The sequence below is a fragment of the Corynebacterium sp. HMSC078H07 genome (genome assembly GCF_001812805.1).
GTDB lineage: Bacteria > Actinomycetota > Actinomycetes > Mycobacteriales > Mycobacteriaceae > Corynebacterium.
Window position 1 is genome coordinate 1 of sequence record NZ_KV810485.1, and the last position, 20,328, is coordinate 20,328.

At 59.9% G+C, this 20,328-nt stretch carries 17 protein-coding genes; 8 read left to right on the forward strand and 9 right to left on the reverse strand.

All coding sequences use genetic code 11. The annotated features are described in order from the left end of the window. Window positions 1-103: 103 nt before the first annotated feature. On the reverse strand, window positions 104-946 hold the full coding sequence (locus HMPREF2875_RS06905; RefSeq protein WP_070671524.1) for a chymotrypsin family serine protease: 843 nt from the start codon (window positions 944-946) through the stop codon (window positions 104-106). A gap of 23 nt (window positions 947-969) precedes the next feature. After that, complete coding sequence (locus tag HMPREF2875_RS06910; protein ID WP_070671692.1) at window positions 970-1,332, reverse strand: chorismate mutase; 363 nt, start codon at window positions 1,330-1,332, stop codon at window positions 970-972. 121 nt (window positions 1,333-1,453) lie between these two features. On the opposite strand from HMPREF2875_RS06910, the gene pcrA reads away from it, so the two are divergent. Next, the gene (pcrA, locus tag HMPREF2875_RS06915) at window positions 1,454-4,036 is read left to right on the forward strand and encodes a DNA helicase PcrA (protein ID WP_070671526.1); all 2,583 of its coding nucleotides are present in this window, start codon (window positions 1,454-1,456) and stop codon (window positions 4,034-4,036) included. An 8-nt stretch (window positions 4,037-4,044) separates the two neighbouring features. Here the strand turns inward: pcrA and HMPREF2875_RS06920 are convergent, their stop codons facing one another. The 5 genes from HMPREF2875_RS06920 to HMPREF2875_RS06940 all read right to left on the reverse strand — a co-directional run bounded on the left by HMPREF2875_RS06920 (window position 4,045) and on the right by HMPREF2875_RS06940 (window position 10,132). Next, a complete protein-coding gene (locus tag HMPREF2875_RS06920; RefSeq protein WP_070671528.1) occupies window positions 4,045-4,797 on the reverse strand; it encodes a M23 family metallopeptidase in 753 nt (250 codons plus the stop codon). A 433-nt stretch (window positions 4,798-5,230) separates the two neighbouring features. Beyond that, window positions 5,231-7,924 (reverse strand): FtsX-like permease family protein, encoded by a 2,694-nt coding sequence (locus HMPREF2875_RS06925; protein WP_070671531.1) that lies wholly within the window; start codon window positions 7,922-7,924, stop codon window positions 5,231-5,233. A 1-nt stretch (window position 7,925) separates the two neighbouring features. Then, on the reverse strand, window positions 7,926-8,642 hold the full coding sequence (locus HMPREF2875_RS06930; protein ID WP_070671533.1) for an ABC transporter ATP-binding protein: 717 nt from the start codon (window positions 8,640-8,642) through the stop codon (window positions 7,926-7,928). Then, window positions 8,639-9,190 carry a PadR family transcriptional regulator gene (locus tag HMPREF2875_RS06935; RefSeq protein ID WP_070671534.1) on the reverse strand — a complete coding sequence of 184 codons (552 nt, stop codon included), beginning with the start codon at window positions 9,188-9,190 and terminating at the stop codon, window positions 8,639-8,641. The genes HMPREF2875_RS06930 and HMPREF2875_RS06935 overlap by 4 nt, the downstream gene beginning before the upstream one ends. Before the next feature lie 189 nt (window positions 9,191-9,379). Next, on the reverse strand, window positions 9,380-10,132 hold the full coding sequence (locus tag HMPREF2875_RS06940) for a M23 family metallopeptidase (RefSeq protein ID WP_070671693.1): 753 nt from the start codon (window positions 10,130-10,132) through the stop codon (window positions 9,380-9,382). Window positions 10,133-10,540: 408 nt separating this feature from the next. Between HMPREF2875_RS06940 and HMPREF2875_RS06945 the strand changes: the two genes are divergently transcribed. The 3 genes from HMPREF2875_RS06945 to purH are packed head-to-tail and all read left to right on the forward strand — an operon-like array spanning window position 10,541 to window position 14,453. Beyond that, window positions 10,541-12,229 (forward strand): cell division protein PerM, encoded by a 1,689-nt coding sequence (locus HMPREF2875_RS06945; RefSeq protein WP_141754592.1) that lies wholly within the window; start codon window positions 10,541-10,543, stop codon window positions 12,227-12,229. A 42-nt stretch (window positions 12,230-12,271) separates the two neighbouring features. Continuing rightward, window positions 12,272-12,877, forward strand: coding sequence for a phosphoribosylglycinamide formyltransferase (purN, locus tag HMPREF2875_RS06950; protein ID WP_070671538.1), 606 nt, complete (start codon window positions 12,272-12,274; stop codon window positions 12,875-12,877). Between the two features lie 43 nt (window positions 12,878-12,920). Beyond that, window positions 12,921-14,453, forward strand: a complete 1,533-nt coding sequence (gene purH / locus HMPREF2875_RS06955) for a bifunctional phosphoribosylaminoimidazolecarboxamide formyltransferase/IMP cyclohydrolase (protein WP_070671540.1) — start codon at window positions 12,921-12,923, stop codon at window positions 14,451-14,453. Between the two features lie 16 nt (window positions 14,454-14,469). Here purH and HMPREF2875_RS06960 read toward each other — a convergent pair whose 3' ends face one another. Continuing rightward, window positions 14,470-15,363 carry a flagellar basal body-associated FliL family protein gene (locus HMPREF2875_RS06960; RefSeq protein ID WP_070671542.1) on the reverse strand — a complete coding sequence of 298 codons (894 nt, stop codon included), beginning with the start codon at window positions 15,361-15,363 and terminating at the stop codon, window positions 14,470-14,472. Between the two features lie 227 nt (window positions 15,364-15,590). On the opposite strand from HMPREF2875_RS06960, the gene HMPREF2875_RS06965 reads away from it, so the two are divergent. Both HMPREF2875_RS06965 and HMPREF2875_RS06970 read left to right on the forward strand, forming a co-directional pair. Further along, on the forward strand, window positions 15,591-16,493 hold the full coding sequence (locus HMPREF2875_RS06965; protein ID WP_070671544.1) for a hypothetical protein: 903 nt from the start codon (window positions 15,591-15,593) through the stop codon (window positions 16,491-16,493). Further along, on the forward strand, window positions 16,493-17,410 hold the full coding sequence (locus tag HMPREF2875_RS06970) for a serine hydrolase family protein (protein WP_070671546.1): 918 nt from the start codon (window positions 16,493-16,495) through the stop codon (window positions 17,408-17,410). Before HMPREF2875_RS06965 ends, HMPREF2875_RS06970 begins: the two co-directional genes overlap by 1 nt. Before the next feature lie 34 nt (window positions 17,411-17,444). Here the strand turns inward: HMPREF2875_RS06970 and HMPREF2875_RS06975 are convergent, their stop codons facing one another. Then, on the reverse strand, window positions 17,445-18,107 hold the full coding sequence (locus HMPREF2875_RS06975) for a hypothetical protein (RefSeq protein WP_070671548.1): 663 nt from the start codon (window positions 18,105-18,107) through the stop codon (window positions 17,445-17,447). A 145-nt stretch (window positions 18,108-18,252) separates the two neighbouring features. Here HMPREF2875_RS06975 and HMPREF2875_RS06980 point away from each other — a divergent pair, with 145 nt between their 5' ends. Continuing rightward, entirely contained in the window at window positions 18,253-19,497 is a 1,245-nt protein-coding gene (locus tag HMPREF2875_RS06980; protein WP_070671549.1) for a serine/threonine-protein kinase, read from the forward strand. A 105-nt stretch (window positions 19,498-19,602) separates the two neighbouring features. After that, window positions 19,603-20,283 (forward strand): hypothetical protein, encoded by a 681-nt coding sequence (locus tag HMPREF2875_RS06985; RefSeq protein WP_070671551.1) that lies wholly within the window; start codon window positions 19,603-19,605, stop codon window positions 20,281-20,283. Window positions 20,284-20,328 lie beyond the last annotated feature (45 nt).

The following is a 20,328-nucleotide window of genomic DNA, read 5'->3' on the forward strand; positions in this document are numbered from 1 at the left end:
ACGTTACTCACCCACCCATGACCTAAGTCAGGTTTGAGTGTGTGACGACACAGCTGGCGGGGTGGCGGACTCCCCACAGTGCCCTTAAATGCAGGGCTGATTCCTAGGAATAGACCTTGAGCCCGAAGTGATTCATGATGTGACCTAATTCCATAGCCATCGTAATCCGGTTATCTGTGGTCAGAGAGCCGGAGTAGATACCCACGGGGTAGTACTGACCATCAATGAGCGCATAGACTGCCCCGCCACTATCACCGAAATAGCCGTCGTTTCCGAAGAAGAAGGCACCGATCTCTGGTTTCGCAGTGAGGTAATTGCCGCAGGAGTACCCGCGGGTAGCACCAATGCGACAGATGGTTGGCTTTATCCGATCGACTTGTTCGAGGGACAACCAACCATTGACCTTGCCCTTGAGCGCTGGTGTCGCGGAGTACTGCGCGGCGGGGTTGGTGATCTGGATAAGGCCGATGTCAGGTGAAGAGATATAACCGTCCCGGTTGGTGTTGCGGGTCTCTACGGTCATCTGGCCGAAGAACACGGGGTTGCCCGCGCGGTCTCGGTAGTAGAAGCGGTGACCGGGATTGCCGCAGTGCCCAGCGGTGACAACAAAAACGTTGTGCCCATCGCCCACAATATGACCTGCAGAGCATTTCTTCTGTTCGTCGTGGTTGTAGATTGCAGATCCAGGCTCGACGCGTCCAGCGTTGGTGAAGTACTGAGCAGCATTCCGGTCGGAGACATAAATCTCCGGCTGCAGGTTTCCTGGAAGCGTGATGCCGCCATCCCCTGTGGGAGCAAAGGCATCAGCGAGGCCACCTATATCAAGCTGCGATGACCCTGAGCTGAGCTGCGCCAAGCCCATCTGGGCCTGTGCTGCAGGAGCCCAGAGGCTCACAGCGATGGCAGCTGCGGTGACTGTAGAGAGAATGCGAGAGAGAAGTTTCATGAGAGAGTAGTCCTGTTGGGGGTCTAGCCCAGCTTGCCGCGACCTAATCGGAGCAGAGCAGAGGCAATGGAGGGGCCTTCCTCACCAAGCTCATCACGGAACTCATTGAGAATGGCAATCTCGCGGGTATGAACCAGACGTGTACCGCCGGAGCTCATGCGAGTCTTACCTATTGTGCGTGAAATATCAGTGCGGCGCTTGATAGCGTCAAGAATAACGCGGTCAAGCCGGTTAATTTCTTCGCGGTAGCGCTGAATTTCGGCATCGCTTAACGGATCGTCCGTCCCAGACGGCATACGGATGTCAAGCCCGTTATCCACCACGTTGGGGTCGTGGTGCTCTGGGTTCAGACTCGCGGAGGAAGAATCAGCATGTGAAGCGCTCATGGCATCAGATTTTGCCACCCCTCCAGACAAAAAGGAATCACTTCTGGTGGTTCCGTGGTTTGTGCAGGTGACATGTTGTTTAGGGGGAATGTCCGGCGGGGCTAGTAGGTTGGAGAGCATTATGAACAACGAATCTCCTTTTAGCCCTCGTCCCTCCGCGCCACAGTCCTCTTCACCGTTTAGCCCTGCCCCTAAGGAACCAGTTGCAGACGACGCCTTGTTTGGTCTGCCGCCAGAGCCACCAATGGAGCCGGAACCAGAACCAGAAGAGCCGGAAAGGGGCGTTGATCCCCTGCTGGAAGGACTTAACCCACAGCAGGCAGAGGCCGTAACCCATTCTGGCTCGCCGCTGCTTATTGTTGCCGGTGCAGGATCCGGCAAGACGGCAGTGTTGACGCGACGCATCGCCTTTCTTATGCGCTCGCGCGGAGTAGCTCCTTGGCAGATTCTCGCTATCACCTTTACCAACAAGGCAGCTGCAGAGATGAAGGAGCGCGTCGGCCAGCTTGTCGGCCCGGTGGCTGAGCGCATGTGGGTCTCAACGTTTCACTCCATTTGTGTACGCATCTTGCGTAACAATGCGCAGCTCGTGCCGGGGCTGAACACGAACTTCACCATTTATGACGGTGATGATGCACGCCGGTTGCTCACCATGATTGCCAAAGACATGCAGCTGGACCTTAAGAAATACTCTGCTCGCGTTCTGGCTAATCAAATTTCGAACCGCAAGAATGAACTTATCTCTCCAGAGGAGGCACGCGCTGAAGCGGAGAAGACGAAGAATCCCTTCGAACTCACCGTGGCGAAGGTTTTCGAAGAGTACCAGCGCCGCCTGCGTGCAGCGAACTCAGTGGATTTTGATGACCTCATTGGTGAGGTTGTGCGCATCTTCAACCAGCACCCACAGGTGGTGGAGTTCTATCGTCGCCGCTTTAGGCATGTGCTTATCGACGAATACCAGGACACCAACCACGCGCAGTACGCTCTCGTATCTGCCTTGGTAGGTAGGGGAGAGCTTCCCCACGATGCCCCTGAATTGTGCGTGGTGGGTGACTCGGACCAGTCCATTTATGCCTTCCGCGGAGCCACGATTCGTAATATCCAAGAATTCGAGCGTGACTACCCGCAAGCACACACGATTCTTCTGGAGCAGAATTACCGGTCGACCCAAACCATTTTGAATGCAGCGAATGCGGTCATCGCCAAGAACGAGGGCCGGCGCAAGAAGAATCTGTGGACGGCACACGGCGAAGGCGAGCAGATTGTTGGATACGTGGCGGATAACGAGCACGATGAAGCTCGCTACATCGCTTCTGAAATCGATTCTCTTGCGGATAAAGGGAAGTCCTATTCCGATATTGCGATCATGTATCGCACGAATAATGCCTCCCGTGCGCTTGAGGATGTGTTCGTGCGTTCCGGCATTCCCTACAAGGTGGTAGGCGGAACACGCTTCTACGAGCGCCGCGAGATTCGAGACCTCGTGGCTTACCTGCGCATTATGGATAACCCAGATGACACGGTGAGCCTGCGCCGCATTATCAATGTTCCCAAGCGCGCCATCGGTGACAAAGCCCAAGCACAGATTGCCCTGCATGCGGAGAACCTAGGCATCAGTTTTGGTGCTGCTCTGCGGGATGCTGCGGAAGGACAAGTCGCTGGGCTGGGCACACGCGCGGTCAATGCCGTAAGCAAATTTAACGAGATGATGGACGGCGTGCGTGAACAGCTGCCGGGCATGACCAATGAGGTCACCGGCCAGCCGGACCTAGGGGAGCTGCTGAATGCACTGCTTGATGCCACCGGCTACCGCGCCGAACTGGAAAACTCTAACGACCCGCAGGACGGGGCCCGTCTGGATAACCTCAACGAGTTGGTGTCCGTGGCTCGTGAATTCAGTTCAGAGGCAGCCAACCAGATGGCGTTTACGGGCGCGGATGCGCAGGAGACTCCTGAGCTTGCGGAGGGCGAAGCCGCGCCGGGTTCGTTGCAGGCCTTCCTTGAAAAAGTCTCGCTCGTGGCGGACGCGGATCAGATTCCGGACCACGAATCCGGAGTCGTCACACTGATGACTCTGCACACCGCAAAGGGCCTGGAATTCCCGGTGGTCTTCCTGACCGGCTGGGAGGACGGCCAGTTCCCGCACATGCGCTCTTTAGGTGACCCGAAAGAGCTCAGTGAGGAACGCCGCCTTGCCTACGTGGGTATTACCCGCGCTCGGGAGCAGCTCTACCTCACGCGCGCGATTCTTCGTTCGTCGTGGGGCAACCCGGTGACGAACCCGGCCAGCCGCTTCCTCGCCGAGGTCCCGGAGGACCTCATCGACTGGCGCCGTGAAGAACCAGACAGCTCGCTGTCCAGCGCGTGGGGCGGAGATGATTCTTACCAGTATGGGCGCAGCTTTGGCTCGGACAGCGGATTCTTCCGCTCCCGAGGACGCGGCGGCCAAGGCGGCTACGGCTCGCGAGGCGCTACGTCTTCCCCTTCGCAGCGCAAGCGCAAGCCAGCTTCGGCCACATCAATGCCGAAGAATAACCATCTCAATTTAGTTGTAGGGGACCGCGTCAACCATGCGAAGTACGGGCTGGGCACGGTCATCGAGGCCTCCGGAACCGGTGCGCGCGCAACGGTTACCGTGGACTTCGGTTCAGCGGGCAAAGTCCGCCTCATGCTCATCGGCGGTGTGCCGATGGAAAAGCTCTAAACGAGCTTCTAGATGAGGATGCCGCGCTCGGCGAACCACTCCACTGGGTCAACGGCTGCGCCGCCGCCTGGGTGAACCTCGAAGTGCAGGTGCGGGCCGGTGGAGTGGCCCTCGTTGCCAATGACAGAAATCTGGTCGCCGGCTTCCACGCGGTCGCCCACGTTGACCAGGAGCTGGTCGCTGGGCATGTGGCCGTAGACCGTGATGGTTCCGTCATCGTGCTGAATGCGAATCCAGTTGCCAAAGCCCTGGGCTGCGCCAGAGGAAATGACCTCGCCGTCCATGACGGCGTAGATCGGGGTGCCGATGGGGTTCGCCACATCGATACCGTTGTGGAAGGTACCCCAGCGTGGGCCGAAGCCAGAGGTGAACGTGCCGGACGTCGGAAACACCACGGTGTTGCCATTCGCATCCTCGCCGCGAGTAGGGGTGAGACCGGAGTGATCGCCATCGGGGGCGAAGGCCTCTGCGAGTCCAGGAATACTAGATGGGTCAAGAACGATGTCGTATCCGCTCTCAGTGGCATTGACGGTAGGGACGGATGCGCCGTTCAAAGCGCCGGCCGTTGAGGTGAGCAGTCCCGTGACAGCCTTGAAGAGGTCTACTTTGGACTCTTCGTTGATGTCCGTCTCGACAGTCCCCTTGGAGGAGCCATCGGAAACGTCCACGCTCGCTGCGGGTTCGGCGGCGAACGCCGGTGCTGCAACGGTCGCGGTCGCGCTTGCGGCCACGGCGGCGAGTGCGCAGAGGGTGCGCTTCATAACTTCACGTCCTTATGTGCTGCTCTGGCTTGCTGTATCGGTGTCTCTCAGCGAGGCGGTCCTCGCACGGAAACCTGTGAGTGATGGGATGCGGCCATAACAGCCGCTGTGTGCCGCCCGGCCAGCGACACGCCAACGCTGAAACGCCGTCGTGTGAGCCCGTGTGGCAACGAGATACAAACTATCCCGGGCAGACCCCCTGCGCAATGGGAGAAAATGCAGGTAAACACAGGGATTGTTCGAAAATTTATCGAACAGCCCTGCATGTTACGTGTGTGACGGGAGTGAAAATTGTTACAAGGGTGAAGTAAAGGTTTAAAGAATGGGGGTGAGTAATGGGGGTGTACTCATGACCAAAGCCCTGGCCCACCTAATGGTGAGCCAGGGCAGAGGTTGAGGACATTAGCGTGACAGTAGGGTCACGATGGGGCCTCTATGTCAAAGACCTACTCTCACTACGATCACGGGCAGTCAGTGCTGCTCCCTCGCGCGTCCGGTTTACGGCGGCGGCAAGCGCGGCAGCCACCAGCGGAACCACGAGCACTGCGAGGAGTGACCACCAGTCCGGCACGAAGTAATCCTGTCCGCGCAGCGCGTATGGCGGTGGATCGAATAGATAGCGGGGGTTGTCTGCAAAGACATAGGCGCCTATGTGACCGGTCAGCACACCGAAGAGCATGCTTGCTGTGGCCACCAGCCACGTCTGCCAAGCCGATACTCGAGACATGAGTGTGGGCTCAGCGCCGATGGATTGGAAAACATTGTTCTCCTGCCGCATGCTCGTCGCAGCGTTGGCAATGATGAGCACCAACACAATCAGGCAGATTAGCCCCATAGCGAGTGCGGGGTAGAAGCGCACGTCTTCGACGGGCGTCGAGGCCCAGCTCAAGAAGTACTGGGAGTGGGAGGCTTGGGTGGCGACGTCGTCAAGCTCCTGGCGAGTCTTGTCATCCGGAACCTCGTTAAAGGCAATCGCTCGACCAACGTAGAACGGCTCCATCCCCAACGCCGCACCTGCTTGCGGGCTTACCAGCGCGATATCGCGCGCCATGGTGGGCAGAGCCTCCGCGATAGGAACGGTGGCAGAGGTTGTGTCGCTCTTCTCTGTAGCCGAGAAATCCTTAAAGGTGTCCACAGTGACCGTGCCCTCAGTGTGCTCGCCCACGTGGGAATTGTGGGGCAGGACAATGCCTCCGGCATCGAGCGTGCGGGCAGCAGCCTGGCGATCCTGCTCCGAGTCGAAGTGCCACAAATCTAGCTGCGTGGAGTCAGCCTGGATAAGCCGTGAGTCATTGGTTAACGGGTTGTAGACAAACATGGTCATCATCTCGTGCGCGCACTCTTCACGGGCCTCCGGTGATTCATCAGTGCGGCGGCCTTGAGAGTCGATGAAGACAGCCCTTTCCACGGGAACCGTGATGTCAACCTGCTTGCAAACAAAATCAAACTCGGTGCTCAGGCTGTACACCTCTCCCGCATCCTGATCCCAGTAGGACGCGTTTTGGGAAGGATAGACGTAGTAGGGGTGAATAGAGCCGGGGGAAGTGTTGGTTGCGGCCTCGGCAGCCGCACGTTCGTCCTCATTCGACTCCTTTACCGGTTCGCCATAAAGCCCTCCCTGAATAAGTGCGGAGGTCTCTGGCATGACGGTCCGCTCCTCGGCGCGGCTCTTGGCGTTGGCGGTCATGATGGATACGCCGAAGACTGTGGTGGTGAAGGTGATGGCAACGATAGCGATGGCCGTCGGCAAGGCATGCATACTGCGACGAGTGAGCCCGCGGCCGGCAAGGCGCAGGGGCAAAGGCCCGCGGCGAACAACCGTCGAACACAGGAACACGAGAGCCGGCGCCGAGCCAGCGATGGCGATAACGCCAAAAAGCACAATGAGGGTAGGGAAGGACTCGCCCATCCTGGTGAAACTAAAAAGCAGGAGCAGTGGCAGCACCACAGGGCCGATGGCCATCCACGGCCGGAAACGCAGCAGGCGGTCGGGAGCGCCGCCCTGAATCGCTTGGGCTAAGGCACTGCGCTGCGCCAGCCACGCCGGGACGATGGAAACGATGACCGAACCAACGACGGCGACCAGCCAAGCGCCCACGCACTCAGCCCATGGCAAGCGGATGGGGAAGTCCGGATAGCGCACCAGCCATGCGATCCATCCGCCACTCAGTCCCACGGCAAGTCCGAGTGTGGCACCGATGATGCCCATGAAAAAGCCGTAGGCCATGACCGCCAGCATGATGTGGCGTGGCAACGCGCCCTGGCTCGACATGAGCGCGTAAAGGCGGGTATTGCGCCCCATGGCGAGGGTGAACACAGGAGCAAGGAGGAAAAGGATGAGCAGGCCAGCAATGATGTAGATGCTGGCGAAGAACACAAAGAACACAATGGCTTCGAGTGCTTCCGAAACCGACGGGTGATCGCTCTGAGTCGGAAGGGATCTGTCGAGCTCTGGTCCCCATAGGCCGAGGCCCTTCTCGGCGGCCTGTGCCTCCATCTCCGGGGTGAGCGGCTCAGTGCCGTCGATAACCCAGGTAGTGTGCGATGACGCAGACGCATGCTCCGGGATATCACCCAACGCAGGGGCGGTGACGAAATCGGCGTTATCGGGCCCAATGGCGGCCACCGTGGCCTGACGCTCGCCCTCAATGTCTCGGCCGAGGAACGTGACGGTATCACCCACCTTTGCGTCAAGGTCACGGGCAGACTTGCGGGAGAGGACGATCTCGCTGGGGCCGAGGCCGAGCTTATCGACGACCTCTTGGATCTTCTCCGGCGGGTTTTCCGCATCGAACTGTGCGAGCCAGGAGTTGGTGGAACTCTCACCCCGCAGAATCGAGGTGTTGTAGTAGGTAGTGATGGGCGAGATGGTGGAACCCGGGGGAAGAATGTCAGCAGCTAGCTGGGGCACATCCGCGTTGGTGACGTCCTTCTGGTCTTGGCGCACCTGAATGCTGCGATCCACGGAAAAGAGCGAAGTAGTCAGGCTAGTTGATTGTTGAAACAGTGAGAAACCAACCACGAGCGCAACCGGCAAAGCAATGAGGATGACCGCCGCGAACGTGCGCCACGGGTGACGCCAGAGGTCACGTCGTGTTGGGCGGGTGGCAGCATTAATGGCTGACATGTTAACGCGCCTCCTCGCCGGTGAGGCGGCCATCGCGGACCATGACTACACGATCGGCCCAGCCGGCAAAGCGCGGTTCGTGGGTGACCAAGATGCCTGATGCACCGGCGTCAATGCGAGAGCGCAGGACCTTCATGATGTCCTCACTCGTTGCGGTATCGAGGGCGCCGGTCGGCTCATCAGCGAGCAGCACCTTGCGTGGGCCGATGAGCGCGCGAGCGATGGCGACGCGCTGCGCTTGGCCACCAGAGATCTCCTCGGGGAAGCGGTCGATGGTGCCGTCAAGGCCGACCTCACTGAGTGCTTCCTCAACTGCCTCGCGGCATTGCGCAGGATTGAGGCCGTCCAGTTCCAGAGGAAGGGCGACATTCTCGCCGACAGTGAGCGACGAGACCAGGTTGAAGTGCTGGAATACGAGGCCCAAATGGCGGCGGCGGGCAAGCGCGGCCTTGGACTTGGAGAGCTGGGAGGCATCGGCGCCGTCGAGAAGCACGCGGCCCGACGTCGGCGGTTGAAGCAGGCCAGCGACATTGAGCAGCGTGGACTTACCCGAACCGGACGGTCCCATAACGGCGACGAGTTCGCCGGGGGACAGTTGGAGGTTTACAGAATCCAAGGCAGTGACCTGACGGGCACCGCTACCAAAGACACAGGTGATGTTCTCGAGTTCGAGCGGGTAGGGCGTGTTCCGGGATGCTGGCACTGATTCTGGGGTCATTTCGGGGCCTCTTCTGAAGACGTGGGGGCGGATGGGTTGGTGAGGGATTCCACGCGGTCGAGCCAGCGTGAGAGGGATTCCAGGTCGAAAATTTGCCGTTCAACAGCGAGGCGTTGAGCGCTGCGTTCGGCAGGAAGTTCAGCGGCCTGACGGTTGAGCTCACGGAGTTGGCGAACGGTGGCGAAGCGCTGGGCGTCTAGCACGGCGATGACATCGACGTCTGAGCGGCGAGCCGCGAGGGTGACTTTCAGAACGAGCTCGTCGCGCTCGATGCTGTCTTTGTGGGTCGTGGACGTCCACCATTCGGTAAGCTCGGTGCGCCCGGTGTCGGTGATGGCGTAGCTCGTCGCACGGCGCCCGGTAGGCCCAGTGAGCTCACCATCGGTGGCGATGAGACCATCGCGCTCGAGGCGGCTCAAGGTCTGTGCTACCTGGCCCATGTTGAGTGGCCACAGGCCATCGAAGGAATCAGCAAAGCGGGTTTTGATGTGGCTGGCTGTAGCGGGTTCCCCGCTGAGAAGAGCGAGGACGGAGTGTTTAACGGACATGGTCACCTCCTGGCGGAGATGCGGAGAAAAGTTGGTGCATACCCGGTAAGTTACTCGGTAACCTTCGGTGTGGTCAAGGGTTTGGGTTAAGACGGGGGTAAAAGGTTAAAACGCCGAACGGCGGCCCGGAACATGTCTGCTCGGAGCCGCCGTTCGGCGTAAAGGAAGGTCTATAAAGCAGTGAAAGCTTTAGGAGATGTTGACGCCGCGCTCTGCGAGCCACGGGATGGGGTCTACAGCGCCTTCACCGGTGGGGTGAATTTCGAAGTGAAGGTGGGAGCCGGTGGAAAAGCCCTCGGAACCCATGCCTGCAATCTTCTGGCCGGCATGCACGCGCTCGCCCACAGCAACGTCGAGGGTCTGCATGTGGCCGTAGACGCTCATGGAGCCATCATCGTGCTTGATGCGGATCCACTGGCCGAAGCCGGAAGCCGGGCCGGAGTCGATGACGGTGCCGTCCATGACGGAAAGGATGGGAGTGCCGACTGCGTTAGCGATATCGATGCCAGAGTGGAAGGAACCCCAGCGCGTGCCGAAGCCAGAGGTGAATACACCCTCGGCCGGGCGAGCGACGGAAGGCGCACGGTTGGCCTCATCGGCCGCGGCGCGGGCATTGGCGGCCTGGATGGCCTTGTCGAGCTGTGCGGAGAGATCTGCAACCGGCTTAGACTCGGCGATGGCGAGAATCTGGGGTGCGGCATCCTCGATGGACGTCTGAACGTCCTTCAGCGGATCGGTATCTGCCTGAAGGGCGTAGTCGATGGACTGAGTCTTGGTCTCCTCAGCTCCACCCGACTGGATGGTGCCTGCGGCTGCACCACCTACGCCAGCGGTGGATACGGCACCAGCGGCGACGGTGACGACTGCAATGCGTCCCTTCGCGGTCTGCGAGGTGGTGATCTTGCGGTGGCGACCTGCGCTCCGCTGAGTCTTGCTTCGCATGAACTCTACTTCCGTCTTCATTCACTATCGTCCGTCCGGCGCAAACGTTACGTTCTCTGCCGGTTGGTTATCCGATTGTGACCTTCCTGTTACCAACGGAATGTAACAGTAGCGTCTCAGGAAAGTTAGAGCAACCCGGTTTGCGGTTTTTCTTGTTTATGTGCCGTAAATCCTAATAGTAGTGGTACTGGATGTAATCTGTGTGAAGACTGTGGTGACCAAGCGGGGGTAGCGCAAGTGAATTTGCAATTATCTTAGAGTTTAAGGCTGCAGGCTTAAAAATTGCAGGCGCTGCTGGGGCTTTTGGCCCTCCTTTTTCGAGTGCCAACCACGGCCTGGCAATCATTTGGCTCTAACCTCGCCGCGCCACCCCCGACGGGGGAGGGGAGCGTGGCAAAGTGGACGCCAATGAATAAGAACACGAGTCCCCAGTCACGGTCGGCCACGCGGCCGCGCAGCCAGATGCGCGGACATGGCCAGGATAGTGAGCGAACTGAGCGCCCCACGCGCCGCGATCGCCGCGCGCCGGCGCAACGGATTAAGGGTGCCGAGTCCGCTAAGGCGAAAGCTCGTCGCGCCCAGGGGCCCACCACGCTGCGGGAGCGTATCCGGCGCATGCTCATGGTGGTCGCCGTTCCCAATCTGGTGGTCGTGCTGAGCATCATCGTTGTGGTCATTGCCGCACTGTTGCTCACGAGTTCGCCCTCGGCGTGGTTTAACACCATCGTCGCGGAAGCCTGGATGGTCTTTAACCTTGCACCCATTCGGGCCGGGGGAATTGACCTCGGTTTCTTGCCTGGTCTGCCCGCGGTGTTGCTGGCATGGTTGGTTGGCCGCCGCGTACGGGTGGCTATTAAAGACAAGGTCAGTATCAATGACCTCCTCGTGCTGACCGCCTGCGTCTTCGCGGTTCCTTTAGCGTTAACGTGCCTTGCGTGGCTGATGCTGTGGGACGCGGGCAAGGCCTATGACGTCTCCCCGCCGGCCCTCTATGTTGTGCTACCTCGCATGCTGTTGCTCCATGCGGCTGCTCTCATTGGCGGTATGGGCACTCGCCTGTGGAAGGCTCTGGCCAAGCGCAGTGGGGTGCCGCGTGTGCTTGTCGACGCCTCCCGGATCGGCCTTAGCTACCTCGGCTACCTGGCCATCGTGAGCCTTGTCCTCGTTCTCGTTCTGTGGGCGGTGGGCTGGCAGCGCCAAGCCGACATGCTGGCTGCGTATCCGGTCCTCGACGCGATGGGCACGGCTGGGCTAGTCTTGCTCAGCATTCTTTATCTGCCCAATGCCGTCATTGCTGCGGCTTCCGTGCTGAGTGGCTCCGAGCTACACGTGGGGCCGGACACGAGTATCAGCTTGTTTAGCGGCCATATGGTGCCGCTGCCGCCGCTGCCACTGGCAGCCGCAGTACCGCCGAGTATTAGCTCCTGGGCTGTTGCGCTTTTCGTGCTTCCCGCGATTGCTGCCGGCGTGGCCTTCGCGCGGCGCCGAGCGATCGTGAATTTTCAGGTGGCCTTGGTCGCAGCCGTTGTTGCCGCTGTCGCTGCTTTCGCTGCAATTTACGGTACCTCTGGCACTCTCGGCGTCTACGGTTATACCGGCCCTGAACTGTGGACGGCCGTGGGGCTTATTGCCCTGTGGTGCCTTGTCGTCGGTGCTGGTTTCGCCGCCGCTAATGCTCTCATGGCCTGGCTCTCTCGCCGTGGAAGCGAGGGCGACGCCGCGGTTGCCGCAGAGGAACCGTCCTCTGCGAAGGACACTGAGCACACTGAGCGCGCAGGGGATGCAGAGGACGCGAAGAACACAGAACAAACAGAGGGCACTCGCCCCGCGAATGCTGTGCCAGTCTCAGCGCTGCTCGGAGTCAATTCGGAAAGCCCAGAGGACGCATCCGAGAGTTCAGAAGACCCAGATGTTATTGACGCCGAGGTGGTCGATGCGGAAGACGTCGATAAGGACGACGAAGAGCCAGAGGCCGAGGAGCACACTGCGGACGTGACCGACTCGGATGAGTCAGATACTGAGGAGGGTGATGAGGGGGACGTCGCCAAGCGCATGCCCGCAGACCCTGACCTGGATGAGGACGACTCCCAGGGTTAAGTAATTCTCTGTTTGCTCCCCGCAGGCGCTAGGCTGGAGCGCGTGACTACACCGCACCAGCCCGCTGCTTCTGCCCGCCTCAACGTCGTCGTTCTGGTCTCTGGAACCGGCTCTTTGCTGCAGGCCATCCTTGATGGTCAGGACGAGCACTTTGGTGTGGTGAAAGTTATTGCGGACGTGCCTTGTCAGGGCATTGAGCGCGCACAGGCAGCGGGAATCGCCACTGAAGTTGTGGAGATGGGTAAAGATCGCGCCGAATGGAATAGACGTCTGGTTGATGCAGTAGATGCTGCACAGCCAGACGTTGTTGTTTCTGCGGGCTTCATGAAAATCCTAGGTAAGGATTTTCTGGACCGCTTTGAAGGTCGCACCATCAATACTCACCCGGCACTCCTGCCCGCTTTCAAAGGAGCACATGGCGTGCGCGATGCGCTGGCCTACGGTGCCAAGGTCACAGGCTCGACCGTCCACTTTGTAGATGCTGGCGTCGATACGGGCGCCATCATCGCCCAAGAACCCGTGCGCGTGCTGCCAGAGGATGACGAGGCCAGCCTGCACGAGCGCATCAAGGTGGTCGAGCGAGAACTTATTGTCACTGTCCTGCGCGCTATCTGCGTGCAGGACGCAGCAGTGACCATTGAGCTTTAACAATCGCTGCAACAAACGTTAGGAAGGCTAGAGTCCCCACACCATGAGCGAGGATCGTAAGAACATCAAACGCGCACTCATTAGCGTCTACGACAAGACCGGTTTGGAGGACCTTGCCCAGGCCCTCGACAAGGCCGGCGTGGAGATTGTCTCCACCGGTTCCACCGCGAAGAAGATCGCGGATCTGGGCATCGAGGTCACCCCGGTGGAAAAGCTCACCGGCTTCCCCGAGTGTCTGGAAGGCCGCGTCAAGACCCTGCACCCGCGCGTGCATGCCGGCATCTTGGCGGATACCCGCAAGGAAGACCACCTCAATCAGCTCTCCGAGCTCGAGGTTGAACCTTTCCAGCTCGTCGTGGTGAACCTGTACCCCTTCCGTGAGACCGTGGCTTCCGGCGCTGACTTCGATGGCTGCGTGGAGCAGATCGATATCGGCGGCCCGTCCATGGTGCGCGCGGCCGCGAAGAATCACCCATCGGTTGCCGTGGTGGTGGACCCGGCTCGCTACAGTGATGTGGCCGATGCTGTGGCTAAGGGTGGCTTCACTCTGGATGAGCGCCGTGGCCTTGCCCGCGATGCCTTCTTGCACACCGCTGATTACGACGCCGCGGTGTCTGCATGGTTCGTTGACCAGCTCAGCGAGGGGGAGGCGACCACCCCGCTGCGCTACGGCGAGAACTCTCACCAAAAGGCCACCGTGACCCGCATTGGTACCACCGGTTTGGCCAATGCGAAGCAGTTCAACGGCAAAGAGATGAGCTACAACAACTACCAGGACGCCGACGCCGCCTGGCGCGCCGCCTGGGACCACGAGCGCCCCTGCGTGGCCATTATCAAGCACGCCAACCCGTGCGGCATCGCGGTGTCTGAGGAGTCGATTGCTGCTGCTCACCGCGCGGCCCATGCCTGCGACCCGATGTCCGCCTTCGGCGGCGTTATCGCCGTCAACCGGGAGGTCACCGTGGAGATGGCGGAGCAGGTCAAGGAGATTTTCACCGAGGTCATCGTGGCGCCGTCCTATGAAGAAGGCGCCATCGAGGTTCTTAAGGCCAAGAAGAACCTGCGCGTGCTGCAGGCAGAGCACGAAGCACCGGAGGAAGAAGTTAAATTCATCTCCGGCGGCATGCTCACCCAGGAGCCGGATACCTACCAGGCCGAGGGCGATAACCCGGCCAACTGGACGCTGGCTGCGGGCGAGGCTCTCAACGAGTCCGATCTTGCGCAGCTCGAGTTCGCCTGGCGCTCCGTTCGTGCGGTGAAGTCCAACGCCATCCTTTTGGCTAAGGACAATGCCACCGTCGGGGTGGGCATGGGCCAGGTTAACCGCGTGGATTCCGCCAAGCTCGCTGTCGAGCGCGCCAACACGCTGGCCGACGGCACCAACCGCACCGAGGGATCCTTCGCCGCTTCCGATGCCTTCTTCCCGTTTGCTGATGGCCTAGAGGTTCTCCTCGAGGCTGGTATTAAGGCCGTGGTTCAGCCGGGCGGATCCATCCGCGATGAAGAGGTCATTGAGGCCGCCAAGAAGGCTGGCGTGACCATGTACTTCACCGGAACCCGCCACTTCTTCCACTAGAACTTTGCCGGTGGCGTCACTGCGCGTTTAGTGAGGCCACCGCAAAGCCAGTATTGTCAGCGGGGTTTCCGTCTTTATCTTTGTACGTAAAGGTAAACCGCAGCTCCTGATGCTCGCCGACGTGGATGGGCATTTCAAGGGCCTCATCCGCGGGGACATCGAAGGTTGCGAGCTCGGAGCCGTCGCTCCCAGTGACGGTAACACTCGCGGTGGCCACGTCCGTGTTGACGCGGTCATCGATAAAACCAAAGACCGCATTGAGCTGGCTTTGACCTTGTGCCAGCTGGATATCGGCGATATTGGTGCTGCCCCCGCGGGAGACATAGGAATCCGGGAACAGTGTACGAGCGATGACCGCATCTTCCTCGGTGAGGTCGGTATTGATGCCTCCGTGCGCGCCAATCGGGTTTCCCGCTAATGCGGCAGTTGTCGTCGGTTCTGCGGATGCGCCTGCTTGTTCACTTTCTGAGGAGTCGCGTCCCCAGATAAACCAGGCGCCTACTCCCAATGCAATAGCGAGGACGACCAATATGGCGATGAGCGCGGCTATCGCGCCACTAAACTTTCCTTTGCCCTTCGGGGAAGATGGGGTGGAGTACGGCGTTGCTTGTGGGGGCTGCGGTTGGCCCGGGTAGTGAGAGTGTCCCGGCGGTGGAGTAGGCGCGCCACCAAAGACTGGCTGAGCGTTCGCACCACCTCCACCGGCAGGGGAGCCTGAATGAGGGCTCTGATACGCCCCCGCTGTGTGCGGGCGGCTTCCGAACGGCGGCGGGGCACCAAAACCACCGGGCGTGCCGGGGTTATTGGTGCCACCACCTGGCTGACCAAAGCCGGGGCGGGGAGCACCAAAACCGGAGTTAGACCCGGAGTGTCCTGGTGGCGTGCCTGAAGGTCCAGGAGAAAAAGTCATGGGTTCGTGAAAGCCTTTCCGCAAGCGAGGGAAGTGTCTTTAAACAACTTAAACCGTATCGCGCACAACGCGCGGGCGTCCCGGCAGATTCGAGGGATACTCCCCGTGGGTGTGGGGCTGGGCTAGAAGTTTAATCACTATAGTCAGGGCAACACTGTGCAAAGATAGAAGACACCGTATATGCGGTAGCGACAGGCACTACAGACACTGTAGAAACGGAGGCTCCGGTGACTGACTCAGAACACAACCACGGTTTCGGTGCGCCCCGGCCGCAGGGACACGGCGGTCAACCGAACCAGAACCGCAAGGACACGCACCCAGAAACCGTGGACTTTGAATCCCCGCTGTCACAAGAGCGCCAATACTCCAATCCTTTCGCCGCGCCAGCTGATCAGCAGCCCACCCAACACTTTTCCGCCCCGCAGGCACAGCCGGGCCAGCCGGGCCATCAAGACTGGACTGGCCACCAGGGGCAGCAGAACCAGCAGGGCTGGGCTGGTCACCAGGTACAGCAGGATCAGTGGAGCGACCAACAGCCACCGGCCGGCGGCTATAACGCTGCGTACCCGCAGCAGGCCGCTGCCCACTCCGGGTCCTCCAACGGCGGAAAGATTATCCTCATCGCCGTCCTTATCCTGGCCGTTCTGCTCGTCATTGCTGCGCTGGCCTACCTCTTCTTCTTTAAGAACTCCGCGACCAGCAATCAGGCCCAGCCGCCGCTGACCACCGAGGCGCAAGTCTCTGAGGAGACCGCCGGCGGCGAAGAAGAGGCAACCTCCGCCGCAGAGACAACGACCTCCGAAGAAAAGACCACCAGTGCCGAACCGGAAAAGCGCCCCGAACACCCAGCGCTTCCCGACGGCGCACAGCCGGTCAACGATGCTGCACGTAACAACGAACCCGGCGGCGATTTCAATAATGTCTACCGCGGATCCTCGGTAACGACCGAACCTTTCGCCAACATCGTGCGTGATGAGTACGTCAAGCACTACGTGGATACAAAGGAGCTTAACGCGACTATCGACGCCTACAGTCCCATCACCGAGCAGACCTACAGAATGGACTGCTCCGACAACGGTAAGTTTGTCACCTGCAAGGGTGGCAATAACGCGATTGTGTACATCGTCTAATGCGCCGCATCCACAACATTCGCACAGCCGCGCTCGCCACTGCGACCGCCATGTCCGTCGCCCTGCTGAGCGCCTGCACTATTGGTGATGTCTCCGGTAACAACGATGCCGAGACCGCTCCCCGGGGCGCCGAAGGGGAATCGGCGCCGCAGCCCACGCTGCCTGAATCCACAACCGCACCCGCACCCGTCACCACGGAGGACCTGCCCGTGATTGAGGCCACTGACCCGCAAGAAGCCCTCGACGCCATTGCTGCGGACAATCCCGGAACGGGCATCGCCGTGGCCGGTGGGGGAGGAGTATTCGCTGCTGGCATGACGGATCCCGTTGCCGCGTGGTCAACCGCGAAGGTTCCCCTCGCCATCGCCGCTGAGCACGCCGGGGTAGCGGAAGAAGGCACTGTCACCCAGGCAATTACATACTCCGACAATGCTGCTGCTGACTCGTTATGGGAAGCCCTGGGCGGCGGACAGGAGGCAGCACAGGCCACGCAAGAAGTCATCGGTGGAACCTCGGTGCCCGCCACCCCGCCGCGCCCAGGGTTTAGTGCCGTTGGTCAAACGCAGTGGTCGGTAACGCAGCAAGCAGAGTTCGTGGCATCCCTTGGCTGTATGGACGGCGCGGAGCCAGTCCTCGCCGCCATGGGCCAGCCCGATCCCGCCCAGAGCTACGGCCTGGGCACCCTTGAGGGCGCCGTCAAGAAAGGTGGCTGGGGCCCAGCCGAAGATGGATCCTATGAAGCGCGTCAGATGGGCCTTGTGACCCTCGGCGGCCACACCGTTGCCGTGGCCATCTACGCCAGCGCCGACTCCGGGGACTACGGCGATGCCCAGCAGATGCTCACGCGCCTCGCCGCCCAGCTTGAGTCGGCTGAGGTCGAGTGGCCGGCAGCTGGCTGCCAGCAGGGAGCGGTGTAGCTACCGGCGCCATGCCCCTCGACCACGGCTGGACTTACTTTGGCCAGTAGACGTCAAAATCTCCGGTCTTGCCATCAATGTCGTAGTGCTCGCTATGGATGGTGAGTACCGAGCCGGTATCGGCACCACTCGTGGGATCGAGAATCGCAACGCTAAAGTCGGTCCCCTCACCCTTCGCTGGGCCAAAGGCAGCGCCGCTGGACCAGATGCCGCGGTAGAAGAGAGAATCCTTGCTCTCGCAGATGACAATGTGCGAATCATCATCCGCGCTAGCAGCGGCAAAGACCATTTCTTCGCCTTGCTGGCAGCGTGCCTCGGGAATATCTGACCAGCCAGCAGCAGTCAGTCCAGGCGGCACGTCGGCGGTATCAGCGGATTCCTGCGGCGCATCCTCGGAAGCGCTAGCTTTCCCACTTACATCGTCTTCCGAGGAATCGGAGCCGGACTCGGTTTCTGACTCCATCGTCATGGGAGCAGCGTCGGAGGATTGCCCGCTCGTTGGTACCTCCTGGCTGGTGGATCGCACGTCATTCCAAATGATGAAGCCAGAGATAGTCAACGCAATGAGGATGGCGATGGCACAAATAATTGGCACGTTGTTGCGCTGCTCAGAGGCAGTCGACGCCGGGAGAGCAGAAGCCGGGGTAGGGGTAGGGTGCTCGGAAAAAGAATTGTTGCCAAATCCTGGGGTGGTCATAGAGTCCTTGGAAAGACGATTGAGAACAACAGAAATCATAATCGTTGAGTCCGAACCACCATTATCCCAGGGGGAGTACCCTCCATTCGGGGGAGACGCGACACGGCAACATCATGAGACCTAGTGCATATGGTGCAATGGTGCGGTGACTAGTTCCTATTTCGTTCAGTGGCTAACCCAGCATAAGCGCTACACCACGGTGTACCTGCTGGGTGAAGGCGGCATGGGTCAAGTCTTTCACGCAACGGATCCAGATCTCTCCCGTGAGCTAGCGGTTAAGGTGCTGCTGGACGACGTCCGCGATGAAGCCTCCCGCGCTCGTTTCCACAACGAGATGAAGGCGCTTACCCGCATTGGTAGCCACCCGGGCGTGGTGCAGTTCTATTCCAAAGAATCGACGCCGCGTGGCGACGATGTCATGGTCATGGCGTTTATTAACGGTGGAACGCTGGCGCATGCGATTAAAGATCGCGCTCGTACTGGCCAAGGATTCACCGTGAAGGAGGTCGTGTACTACCTCACGCCGATTGCCTCAGCCTTGGACTATATGCATCATGAGCTGCATCCCGGATGGGTGCATCGCGATGTTAAGCCCGCAAATATCCTACTCAGGAAGAATCCCGGTAGCCTTCCGCCGGCTGTGCTTTCAGATTTTGGCATCAGCATTGAGGAAGGGCAGTCACGCCTGACCAAAATTGGGCACATCGTGGGAACGGAGAAGTATCTAGCGCCGGAGAATAAAGGTCATGCTTACGGCGATGATGATTTGTCTGCGCGTGCCGACGACTACTCTTTGGCGCTCATCGCTTTCGAAATGCTCACGCTCCATCACCTCAAGGACACGATGCCACGCAGCGAGTGGCGTAGTGAGCGCCGCCTTCCAGACCTATCGAGTGCGGCTTTTTCAGATGTACTAGCCCCCGACACCGCTGCAGTGGCTAGCCAGGTACAAGATGTGCTGAGTAAGGCCCTCGATAGTGTGCCTATGCAGCGCTATGCCACAGCAGAAGAGTTCATTCAAGCACTGGAGAAGATATCAAGCACTTCTTCATCTAACGTGCCCCAGAATTCGACCACGGCACATCGGGAACCGCGCTCGGAGCAAGCATCACCTTCGGCGCCTACGCAGAAGTGGCCAGAGCCCCCGCAGCCCACCGAAAACATGCGGCCTACTGGATTCGTGGCACCCGCAAATCCCATTTCCACAACCGCGCATGTGCGGCCATCAACTCCCGTGACTCCGCCAAGTCCCGTAGCCCGGAGACAGTCGGGGGGTTCTTTGGCACTGAGCTCAGCGCCGAAGAAAGATAACGGCAACGCCCTAATCATCACCGCAACAGTCGTGGTCATCATCCTTATTTTCCTGGTGACCTGGGCAATCGTGGCATAAAAGGAAGTGTCCTAGAAGCTGGGTGGAAGTTCCCGCTACACTGAAGGACAATTTTTGCGGTACAACTTTCGCGTTGTGTCCGGAGTGTTTTTAACGGAGGTGACTATGAACACGCAACAGACACCCCAGCCGCAGCAGGTGGCACGGGGCCCGAGGCTGCGTATCGATGACCTGATCGGCGGCGTGAGGATTGTCGCACCAGGAGAAGAAGTTATCGTCGGCCGCGCAGGTGATTTCCGCGTGGGCGAGGGAGACCTTACCCTTCACCGCCACCTCTTCCAACTGTGGTACGGCGGGCAGGGATGGATGATCAGCAACATTGGTAGCCACATCCCGTTGCGCATCGAGCTACGTGGAGTCAAGGGGTTCTCCCGTATCGACCTTGGACCGCGAGCAGTGGCTGCGGTTCCACCAGGACCGTCTCGAATTACATTTGAGACTCCGGAATGCCCCTATGAGCTGTACATCGACGTCGAGAACTCCAATGTTGCGCGGCGTACAAGGCGCGAGCAGGAGATGGAGGAGGAGCGTACCCGCACCCGGCATGTGCCCAATGATGAGCAGGAAGAGCTGTTGCGCCAGCTAGCCAGCTACCTTAAAAAGCCAGGCTCGTCAGACGCTGATATCCCTTCAGTGCGCGAGATCTCCGATGCCCTCGAATGGACAGAAAAGAAGACGAACCACAAGATGGATCGCCTCGTCGACAGCCTCAAAGCGGATGGAGAGAAAGTCTATAAACCCTATAAGACGTTCTTGGCGCACTACGCCATCCGCCACGGACGCTAAAAGCGGCCTAAGACCGTTGGGGTTTAGGCGCTGGGGCTTTGGACT